The sequence below is a fragment of the Nemorincola caseinilytica genome (assembly GCF_039540515.1).
Lineage (GTDB): Bacteria > Bacteroidota > Bacteroidia > Chitinophagales > Chitinophagaceae > Nemorincola > Nemorincola caseinilytica.
On sequence record NZ_BAABFA010000004.1, the window covers coordinates 62,659 to 73,592 of the forward strand.

Annotated in this window: 9 protein-coding genes; 6 read left to right on the forward strand and 3 right to left on the reverse strand. The window is 51.2% G+C overall.

Annotated features, from left to right (window positions below; all coding sequences use genetic code 11):
* The first annotated feature begins 30 nt into the window (after nt 1-30).
* From ABD843_RS01095 to ABD843_RS01120, 6 genes are all read left to right on the forward strand, one after another.
* Complete coding sequence (locus ABD843_RS01095) at nt 31-2,187, forward strand: S9 family peptidase (RefSeq protein ID WP_345077213.1); 2,157 nt, start codon at nt 31-33, stop codon at nt 2,185-2,187.
* Between the two features lie 39 nt (nt 2,188-2,226).
* Nucleotides 2,227-2,727: a hypothetical protein gene (locus tag ABD843_RS01100; protein WP_345077216.1), complete on the forward strand. Its 501-nt coding sequence runs from the start codon at nt 2,227-2,229 to the stop codon at nt 2,725-2,727.
* Between the two features lie 61 nt (nt 2,728-2,788).
* The gene (locus ABD843_RS01105; protein ID WP_345077219.1) at nt 2,789-3,307 is read left to right on the forward strand and encodes a hypothetical protein; all 519 of its coding nucleotides are present in this window, start codon (nt 2,789-2,791) and stop codon (nt 3,305-3,307) included.
* Nucleotides 3,308-3,433: 126 nt separating this feature from the next.
* Nucleotides 3,434-5,227 carry a translation elongation factor 4 gene (lepA, locus tag ABD843_RS01110; RefSeq protein ID WP_345077222.1) on the forward strand — a complete coding sequence of 598 codons (1,794 nt, stop codon included), beginning with the start codon at nt 3,434-3,436 and terminating at the stop codon, nt 5,225-5,227.
* 58 nt (nt 5,228-5,285) lie between these two features.
* A complete protein-coding gene (locus ABD843_RS01115) occupies nt 5,286-5,930 on the forward strand; it encodes a hypothetical protein (protein WP_345077225.1) in 645 nt (214 codons plus the stop codon).
* Nucleotides 5,931-6,027: 97 nt separating this feature from the next.
* A complete protein-coding gene (locus tag ABD843_RS01120; RefSeq protein ID WP_345077228.1) occupies nt 6,028-7,797 on the forward strand; it encodes an acyl-CoA dehydrogenase family protein in 1,770 nt (589 codons plus the stop codon).
* Between the two features lie 87 nt (nt 7,798-7,884).
* Here ABD843_RS01120 and atpC read toward each other — a convergent pair whose 3' ends face one another.
* The 3 genes from atpC to ABD843_RS01135 form a co-directional block, all read right to left on the reverse strand.
* On the reverse strand, nt 7,885-8,145 hold the full coding sequence (atpC, locus tag ABD843_RS01125; RefSeq protein ID WP_345077230.1) for an ATP synthase F1 subunit epsilon: 261 nt from the start codon (nt 8,143-8,145) through the stop codon (nt 7,885-7,887).
* 107 nt (nt 8,146-8,252) lie between these two features.
* Entirely contained in the window at nt 8,253-9,758 is a 1,506-nt protein-coding gene (atpD, locus tag ABD843_RS01130; protein WP_345077233.1) for a F0F1 ATP synthase subunit beta, read from the reverse strand.
* Nucleotides 9,759-9,932: 174 nt separating this feature from the next.
* Entirely contained in the window at nt 9,933-10,589 is a 657-nt protein-coding gene (locus ABD843_RS01135) for a DUF2461 domain-containing protein (RefSeq protein WP_345077236.1), read from the reverse strand.
* Between the last annotated feature and the right edge of the window lie 345 nt (nt 10,590-10,934).

Genomic DNA, 10,934 nt, shown 5'->3' on the forward strand with positions numbered 1-10,934 from the left:
TTGTTGCCACATCAAAAAAAGACAGGCAATATGTACCTTCCTCGTCCTTCGCGCAGTGCGGCATTCGCGCTGATGCTTTTTTCGCTCTCTTCTTTTGCCCAGCAAAAAAAGAAGAACTTCACCATAGCCGAGGCCACCAATGGCATGGCCACCACGTTGGCGCCAAAGGGTATTAAGAACGCATCGTGGCAACCTGCCACCGGCTGCCTCTGGCAGAGCGACAAGGACGGCTGGAAGGTGACCGACTACAGCCGTTCGGCAGGCAAGCATATATATACGGTGCCTTTCGGCAAATACCCGGTAAGGGTGAGCGGTACGCCCACACTGCGCTGGCTGGAAGAGAACAGGGCCTACTTCGTGAATGGTACCGATGTGGTAATGGGTGTGCTGGAAGACGATACCTGGACCTGGACACATGCCGCCGAGCTACCCGCCAAGGCCGAGAACATAACGGTAGACAAAAGCCGCAACATAGCCTATACCATAGATAACAACTTATATGTACAGGAGCGCAGCACCCGCACCAAGCTGCCCGTCACCGATGAGCAGGACAGGAACATCATCAGCGGCAAGGCCGTGCACCGCGATGAGTTCGGTATAGACAGGGGTATATTCTTCTCGCCCGCGGGCAACTACCTGGCCTACTACCGCATGGACCAGACAATGGTAAAGGACTATCCCATTGTGCGCTGGGGTACTACACCCGCTACCGCCGACATCATAAAATATCCCATGGCCGGTGGTGTGTCGCACGAGGTGACCCTGCGCGTATACAATGTGACCACCCGTAGCACGGTGACCCTGAACACCGGCACAAAGAATGCCGACCATTACCTTACGGCCGTTACCTGGAGCCCCGATGAACGCTACATATTCGTAGCCATCCTGAACCGTGAACAGAACCACCTGTGGCTCAATAAATACGATGCTGCTACCGGCGATAAGGTAAAGACCCTCTTCGAAGAGACCGACGCGAAATATGTACACCCTACACACCCCCTCACCTTCGTTCCCGGCCACGATGACCAGTTCATATGGCATAGCGAGCGCGATGGCTACAATCACCTCTACCTCTACAATACCGATGGCAAGCTGCTGCGCAAACTCACCGGCGGCCGCTGGGTGGTGAACGAGCTGGCCGCCATCACCGCCGATGGCAGCAAGGCCATCATCACTACCTCCAAAGAGTCGCCTATGGAGAAACATGTGTACACCCTAGGCCTACAGGATGCCCGCCTGCAGCGTATAGACAAGGAGCCCGGTATGCACAATGTGAACGTAAGCGCCGACGGTGGGTATATACTGGATGTATACAGCAATGCCGATGTGCCCCGTAATACGGTAGTATATGGTGTGAACAAGCCCTTTGCCCACGAAGTGTTAAGGGCCGAGAACACCCTCACCGCCTATGACAGGCCACAGGTAAAAGAGGTGACCATTACGGCCGCCGATGGTGTAACGCCCCTGTATGGCAAGCTGATACTGCCCACTGGTTTCGACCCCAAAAAGAAATATCCCGTTATAGTATACCTGTACAACGGCCCCAATGTGCAGTTGCTGCACAACAGTTTCCCCGCCAGCGGCAACCTGTGGTATGAGTATATGGCACAGCGCGGCTATATAGTATTCACTATGGATGGCCGTGGTAGCTGGAACCGTGGTCTTAAATTCGAGCAGGCCACCTTCCGCCACCTGGGCGATGTAGAGATAGCCGACCAGTTACGCGGTGTGGACTACTTGCGCTCATTGCCCTATGTAGACGCTAAACGTATGGGCGTACACGGCTGGAGCTATGGCGGCTTTATGACCACATCCCTCATGCTGCGTCGTCCCGGTGTGTTCAAGTGTGCGGTGGCCGGTGGCCCGGTGATGGACTGGAGCATGTATGAGGTGATGTATACCGAGCGCTACATGGATGTACCGGACGATAACCCCAAAGGTTATGCCAATGCCAACCTGCTCACTAAGGTGAAGGACCTGGATGGCAAGTTCATGCTCATACATGGTACCGACGATGATGTGGTGGTATGGCAGCACAGCCTCAACTTCCTGAAGAAATGTGTGGACGAAGGTGTGCAGGTCGATTACTTCGTATATCCCGGCCACCAGCACAATGTGCGTGGCAAGGACCGCGTACACCTTATGCAGAAGGTAACAGACTATTTCGACTTGTATCTGAGGCCATGAGCGCTCTGATCATTCATTTTTTTTCTTACTTTTATCATCATGAACATCAAAATATCATTCCCTGCATTCGTTGCTGCTGCACTTTTTGTGGTGTCGGCGCAGCCCGTTCTGGCACAGTCCGAAAAAGAAGAACGCTCTTCTGAGAAGATGTACAAACGCAAGTATTATACAGGTAAGGACGCCGACAGATACCGTGCCATGGATGATGTGAAATATCCCGAGGGTCGCAAGAGCCGCAAGCACAAGGACGATGAGGGCGTTGCCGGCCAGAGGCACGAGCACGAACCGCAAGCCATGCGCGAAGACGAAGGCCGCGGTAATGACAGGCCCGCTGCGCGTGGCGAACAGGAGGAAAGCCGCCCCACAGAAGGCAGGCGCACGCACGACCGCGATGCCCGCCCTGTGGCAGAAGAGCGTGAGGAAACCCATACTCACTCTCGCGATGCCGGAGATGGCGAACGCCATAGCCGCAGGAGCGAAGAACGCGGCAGCCGCAAAGAGATGAGGCGCCGTGCAAGAGAAGAGAAGTGGAATAAGTAATAAATACTTCTAAAATATGTTGACATCATTGAGGGACGTTATTGCAACGTCCCTTTTTTTAGTGAATGATACCCTGTCAAAGACCATCATTATTGCCGGTGGGTTGTTCTTTGTCGCCTGTTCTCCGGTACTGGGACAGGCAGGCGGGCGTTTTTATATAGAGATAAACGATAATGGGGTAGACCATGGCTGCTACCATACTTACCGATATTTTGCAGATGATAGCGCGCTTACCATCACCTACTATTCGGAGCATGGCGATATGAATGACGAGAACTACAGGCCCGAGGTGCTTCTGGAGCATATACTGACACCTGCAGAGCGCAAAAGGCTTCGCTCATTGGTAGAGAAGTATGTCAGTGGTGGGCTCGTCACGGCCAGGCCGCCTGGCCTGAAAGAAAGGCCGTGCGATGAGGAACGGCAAATGTCTGTGGAAATGGCATGTGCCAAAAGATCGGGTAAGTGGCAGGTAAATGGCTATTACGACAAGAAGGTGGCGCGTTTGTTAGATGCGATCGATGCATGCATCCCACCCGGTGAACAAGACCTGCGGATAATATATAAGCATGGGCGTTTTTAGCTTAGCGGACATTTTCCCGAGATATCATATCATGGTCATCTCTTATCCTATTGGCCAAGGTTCAAACTTAATCCGTACCTTTGCACGCCCTAAAGTGCGCCTGTTCGCGTGGTGGGAAAGAATAATATGAAGAACATACGGAATTTTTGCATCATAGCTCATATAGACCACGGTAAAAGCACGCTGGCCGATCGCCTGCTGGAACATACCAAGACCATCTCTTCCCGCGAAATGCAGGCCCAGGTGCTCGATGATATGGACCTGGAACGTGAGAAGGGTATCACCATCAAGAGCCATGCTATACAGATGGACTATGAGTATAAGGGCGAAAAGTATACGCTGAACCTCATAGATACTCCCGGCCACGTCGACTTCAGCTATGAGGTGAGCCGCGCGCTGGCCGCCTGCGAAGGCGCCCTGCTGCTGGTAGATGCCAGCCAGGGTATACAGGCGCAGACCATCAGCAACCTGTACCTGGCCCTCGATAACGACCTTGAGATAATACCCGTTATCAACAAGATAGACATGGACGGCGCCATGATACCCGAGGTGACCGACCAGATAGTGGACCTGATAGGCTGCGACCCGGCCGATATAGTACTGGCCAGTGGCAAAAGCGGTATAGGTATAGAAGAGATAATGACCGCGGTAATAGAGCGTATACCTGCTCCCAAGGGCGACCCCGAGGCGCCACTGCAGGCGGTGATATTCGATAGTGTGTTCAACTCTTTCCGTGGTATCATTGCCTACTTCCGTGTGTTCAACGGTACTATAAAGAAGAACGAGAAAGTGCTCTTCGTACATACCGATGCCGAGTATAATGCCGATGAAGTAGGTATCATGAAGCTGGCCCTTACACCCAAGAACGAAGTAAAGGCAGGCGATGTGGGCTACATCATCACCGGTATCAAGAATGCGAAAGAAGTAAAGGTGGGCGATACCATAACAAGTGTATCCAACCCTACGCAGGAAAGTGTAAAGGGCTTCCAGGAAGTGAAGCCAATGGTGTTCGCAGGTATATACCCCGTAAGCACCGATGACTTTGAAGACCTGCGCGACTGTATGGAAAAGCTACAGCTCAATGATGCCTCGCTCACCTTTGAGCCGGAGACATCACAGGCGCTGGGCTTCGGTTTCCGTTGCGGTTTCCTGGGCATGCTGCACATGGAGATCATACAGGAACGCCTGGAACGCGAGTTCAACCAGACAGTTATCACCACCGTGCCCAACGTGGGCTTCCGCGCCTACACCACGCGCGATAAGAACAAGATGATAACGGTGAACAACCCCAGCGAAATGCCCTCTCCCAACCATGTAGACAGGATAGAGGAGCCGTTCATCCGTGCGCAGATCATTACCCTGCCAGAGTATATAGGTAACATCATGAGCCTGTGCCTGGGAAAGCGTGGCCTGCTTATCAACCAGCATTATCTTACTCCTACGCGCGTAGAGCTCATATTCGAAATGCCGCTGGCCGAGATCGTGTTCGATTTTTATGATAAGCTCAAGTCTTGCACGCGCGGTTACGCATCATTCGACTACAACCCGCTCGACTATCGTGAGAGCGACATAGTGAAAATGGACATACTGCTGAATGGCGAACAGGTAGATGCCTTGAGTGCGCTCATACATCGCGGTCGCGCCGAGGATTTTGGCCGCAAGCTGTGTACAAAGCTGAAGGAGCTGCTGCCACGCCAGCAGTTCGTAATAGCCATACAGGCAGCCATAGGCGCCAAGATAGTAGCGCGTGAGACCATAAGCGCTATGCGCAAAGACGTGACCGCCAAGTGTTATGGCGGCGACATAAGCCGTAAGCGCAAGCTGCTGGAAAAGCAGAAAGAAGGTAAGAAGCGCATGCGTCAGATAGGCAGTGTAGATGTGCCGCAGGAGGCCTTCCTTGCAGTATTGAAGCTAGACTAGAAACACGCGCAGAATGAAATATATACCCCTTATTGCATTCTCACAATAGCTTCCTACTATGAAGGTCCTTATAAGGCAGGTATGGTGCCTGATGTTCGTTCTGCTTGTACTTCCCCTGTGTGTATCTGCCCAGGGCAAAGCGGTGAACCCGCTTGCTGCCTATAGCGATGAGTGGAAAGACCCCAAATTCAATGCCTGCAATACGGCTGCCAATACCAAGTACCTTTCTGCCGATGAGAAGGAACTGGTATGGATACTGAACATGGCGCGTACCGAGCCTGCCTTGTTCGCAAAGACCGTAGTACGCCCCTATAGCGAGCGCAATGATATAGACATGACATCTGCTAAGTACTACCTGTCGCTCATGAAGCAGATGCGCAACCAGGAACCGCTCTCTATCCTCCAGCCCGACCAGCAGTGTTTTACCAGTGCCGAATGCCATGCTACCACATCGGGCAAGAACGGCTATACAGGGCACGACCGCCAGACGCAGCGCTGCAGGGATGTGCGCAAGTTCAATGGTGAATGCTGTAGCTATGGTGTGGAAGAGCCGGTAGGGGTAGTGGTGACACTGCTGGTAGATGAAGATGTGCCCTCCCTGGGCCATCGCAATATATTGCTGGGCAGCTACGCCAGGATAGGGGTGGCCATGCGCCCGCACAAAGGCTACCGCATCAATACCGTGCTCGATCTACTGCGATAGATGGTCTCATTTGCTGAATATTCTCATGTACGGCCGTACTATGATATAACATTCCTTTTTGTGCTTTTTTGAGTAGCTTTATACAAAACATATCTGTATGGAGACATTAGCAGCTATAGCAGGTGGTTCGTTCCTTATTCAGCCATCTGTACCAGAGAGCACATACACGCCGGAAGACTTTACCGAAGAGCATCACATGATCATACAGATGTGCGAAGAGTTCCTTGAAAAAGAGGTGCTGCCACATTTGATAGAGATCGATCAGCAGAAAGATAACATCATGCCCCGCCTGCTAGATAAGGCAGGCGAACTGGGCCTGCTGGGCGCTGCCTTCCCTGAGAAGTATGGTGGCCTTGGCAAGGATTTCGTTACCGCTACACTGGTGAATGAATGCCTGGGTAGCGGCCACTCGTTCGCGGTGGCCATGGCCGCGCACAATGGTATAGGCTCTCTGCCCATACTTTACTTCGGTACAGAAGAGCAGAAGCAGAAGTACATTCCCAAGCTGGCAACGGGCGAAATGAAGGGCGCCTACGCACTTACCGAACCCAATTCGGGCTCTGATGCGCTTGCGGCCAGTACCACAGCCAGGCTAACGCCCGATGGTAAAGGATATGCCATCACCGGGCAGAAGATATGGATCACCAACGGTGGTTTTGCCGATGTGTTCACTGTTTTTGCCAAAGAGGGTGGCGACAAGTTCACTGCCTTCATAGTAGAGCGCGGTACGCCCGGCTTATCTTTTGGCGAGGAAGAGCACAAGATGGGTATCAAAGGCAGCAGTACGCGGCAATTGTTCTTCGAGAACTGTATAGTGCCCAAAGAAAATGTACTGGGGGAGATAGGGAAGGGGCACATCATAGCCTTCAATATACTGAACATTGGCAGGCTGAAGCTGTGCGCTGCAGCGCTTGGTGGCGCCAAACGCGCTACGGGTGTGGCCATACAATATGCTAAGACCCGTGAGCAGTTCAAGGTGCCTATAGCCTCGTTCGGCGCCATACAGCACAAGCTGGCCGAGATGGCCATACGCGTGTTCGCGGCCGATACGGCGCTATACCGTACCGCCAGCTGGATAGATGATAAGGAACATGAGCTGGAACAGGCCGGCAGACCCGATGCGCTATTGGGTGCGGCCGAAGAGTATGCCATAGAATGCGCCATGCTGAAAGTGCTGGGCTCTGAAGCGCTAGACTATGTGGTAGATGAGGGTGTGCAGATACACGGTGGCAATGGTTTTTCTGACGAATACAATATTTCTCGCGCATACCGCGATAGCCGCATCAATCGCATCTTCGAGGGTACCAATGAGATAAACAGGCTGCTGACGCTGGATATGTACCTGAAGCGTGCCATGAAGGGCCGCATAGACCTGATGAAGCCCGCCATGGCCGTGCAGCAGGAGCTGATGAGCATCCCAGACTTCGGCGAAGATGATGCGCCTTTTGCTATAGAACAGAAGACCATAGCCAACTTCAAGAAAGGCATACTGATGTGTGCCGGCGCAGCGGCGCAGCAGCTTATGATGCAACTGGAACATGAGCAGGAGATACTGATGAACATTGCTGATATGGCGATAGATACCTTCCAGGCCGAAAGCACACTGCTGCGTGCTATGAAGATGACCAATAGCGGCCATGCCAATGCCGAACTTGCTGCAGATATAGCGCGCACATTCATTTACGATGCTGCCGACCGTATCAATGTAGCAGGCCGCAATGCCATCAATGCCTTTGCTACCGGCGATACACAACGTATGATGCTGCTGGGTATGAAACGTTTCACCAAAGCGGGAAATTTCAATACAAAGGATGCCCGGCGCAGGATAGCGGCAAAGCTTATAGAAGAGGGCAAATACTGCTTCTGATAGAGAAAGAACGCAAAGTCATAAACAATAACGGCTGCCTCTTGTGGAGACAGCCGTTATTCGTTTTACAGACCTTGTTCAGTTCACTTAGTCTATAGCAGTGGCATCTTCTATCAGTACGCTCACATTATCGTTCAGCACCTCTACGAAACCTGCCGATATATCGTAGGTCTCGGTATTGTTCATGCTCTTGTCCTTCAGCACTTTCATGCGGCCCTTGCCCAGTGATGCAATGAGCGGAGCATGCTTCTCTAGTATCTCGAAAGAACCATTGGTGCCGGGCAGCTGTATACCATATACCTTACCGCTGTATACCTTATGCTCTGGTGTTAATATCTCTAAGTTCATTTTCGTGTTGATTAGCTAATTTGATGATCAGCTAATTAGCTGATATAGTATTAAATAACTACCTGCGTTCTACAATTAGCCGATCAGCTAATTATCACATCAGCTAATTAGTTCTTTGCCTGCTCCATCAGCTTCTTGCCCTTGGCTATAGCGTCGTCTATATTACCTACCAGGTTGAAGGCCGCTTCAGGATACTCGTCCACTTCGCCGTCCATGATCATGTTGAAGCCGCGGATGGTCTCTTCGATAGGTACCAGTACGCCTTTCAGACCGGTAAAGGCCTCTGCCACATGGAATGGCTGAGAAAGGAAACGCTGTACCTTACGGGCGCGGGCCACGGTCATCTTGTCCTCTTCGCTCAGTTCATCCATACCCAGGATGGCGATGATGTCCTGCAGTTCCTTGTAGCGCTGCAGTATCAGCTTCACGCGGTTGGCGCAGTTGTAGTGGGCATCACCTACTATGGCAGGTGTCAGGATACGCGATGTAGATTCCAGTGGGTTCACCGCAGGGTATATACCAAGGTCAGCTATCTTACGGTCCAGTACGGTCGTCGCATCAAGGTGAGCGAAGGTAGTAGCCGGGGCCGGATCGGTAAGGTCATCCGCTGGTACATATACCGCCTGTACCGAGGTGATAGAACCATTCTTGGTAGAGGTGATACGCTCCTGCATCAGACCCATTTCTGTGGCCAGTGTAGGCTGGTAACCCACCGCCGATGGCATACGACCCAGCAGGGCCGACACCTCAGAACCTGCCTGTGTGAAACGGAAGATGTTGTCTACGAAGAACAGGATGTCCTTTCCTTTGCCTGTACCATCGCCATCGCGGAAGTATTCGGCAAGTGTAAGACCCGAAAGGGCAACACGGGCACGCGATCCGGGGGGTTCGTTCATCTGGCCGAACACGAAGGTAGCCTTGCTGTCCTTCAGCTCGTTCATATCTACGGCGCTCAGGTCCCAGCCACCGGCCTCCATGCTGTGCATGAATTTCTCACCGTATTTCACGATGCCGGCCTCGATCATTTCGCGCATCAGGTCATTACCTTCGCGGGTACGCTCGCCCACACCGGCGAACACCGACAGACCTGCGTATGCTTTTGCGATATTGTTGATGAGTTCCTGTATCAGTACGGTCTTACCCACACCGGCACCACCGAACAGACCAATCTTACCACCTTTTGCATATGGTTCTATCAGGTCTATCACCTTGATACCTGTGAACAGGATCTCAGAGGCAGTGCTCAGGTCTTCGAATTTTGGTGGTTTTGCGTGTATCGGGCGGCCACCTGTCTTATCAGGAGCAGCCAGACCGTCGATAGCATCACCGGTCACGTTGAACAGGCGACCATTTATCTGCTCGCCTATAGGCATTGCTATCGCCTTGCCTGTGTCCCTTACTTCTGTACCGCGAACGAGGCCTTCGGTACCGTCCATAGCTACTGCGCGCACGCTGTCCTCTCCAAGGTGTTGCTGTACTTCCAGTACCAGCTTGTCACCGTTCTCACGAGTTAGCTCAAGAGCGTTGAATATCTCTGGCAGCTTGCTGTTGCCACCAAAATAAACGTCTACTACCGGTCCGATGATCTGTTTGATCTTACCTACGTTTGACATAAGTATCAGTTATATTAAAATTATGGTTTGTGAAATTTTGCGCAAAGGTAAGGGTACTGAATTAAAAAGTCAAAAGTAAAAAGACAAAAGAAAAGGCGCTTCCTGGGTTATTCACAACATATCAAGGTCTTGAACACGATGATAAGATGAAAGGAATTACAGGATGCACCTTGTTCAGACGACCCCCTTGTTCAGAAAGTCTACGAAAGGCTTCATGGTAGCAAAGGCATCTACTATTTTTTTTGCCGCGCCTTTTTTGGTCAGGTCGGCATCGGGTAGGGGGGCGCCTACCGTGAAACTCTTCAGTCGCAGGTATTCTATTGCCGGGTTGTCGTCGCTATAGCCCTGGGGAGCCTTTACCAGCTTATCTCCATCTATCTGCGCGAACATTTTTTTGAACTTTTTGTCGTTCACTATTTTCCCGAACTCTTCAAAGTTGTAATCTATTTCCTGGCGTATGGCTTTTAGCGCCGGGCCTTCCGGCTGCCACAGGCCGCCACCGGCAAAGCTCTTTCCCGGTTCTATGTGCAGGTAGTAGCCCGCGCCGGTGTTCTTACCACCTCCCATACCGAAGCCAGCCCCTAGGTTGGTCTTGTATGGCGACTTATCTTTCGAGAAACGTACATCGCGGTATATACGCATTATGCTTTTTTTAGGGTCTACATCTTTAAAAGCAGGGTCTAAGGTGGCCATGCCTGCCAGCACCTCTGTTACCAGGGCCTCATAGTCGTCCTTTGCGGCCAGGTATTCGTTCTTGTGCGTGTCGAACCAGGACTTGTTGTTGTTCTGTGCCAGCTGTTCCATAAAAGATAATGTAGACGATAGTAGCATATACCGGTGTGTTTTGTTCTGTAAAAATATGCTGAAATAGTATGTGCATACATTTATCCGGTATTAATTTATGTCTCATGCAGTAAGAAATAATAAATACATCTTCATTTTGTTAATTGTATTATCCCTGAATTTAAATATGTTATATGTTTTTTTGTTTTCAAAATTATCGAGGTGTATATGTTAAAATTCTAACCATTTCCTTATTTTTAGGGTTCTTTTATGGTTTGTTTTGTTAACAGCAAGACGAGTCCCATGTCTTTGTGAACATAAGACATGGTGTACTCATTTGCGAACAGGCCATAGAGATCGTTTCTAATTTATTCGAACGTAATTCATTTTTAT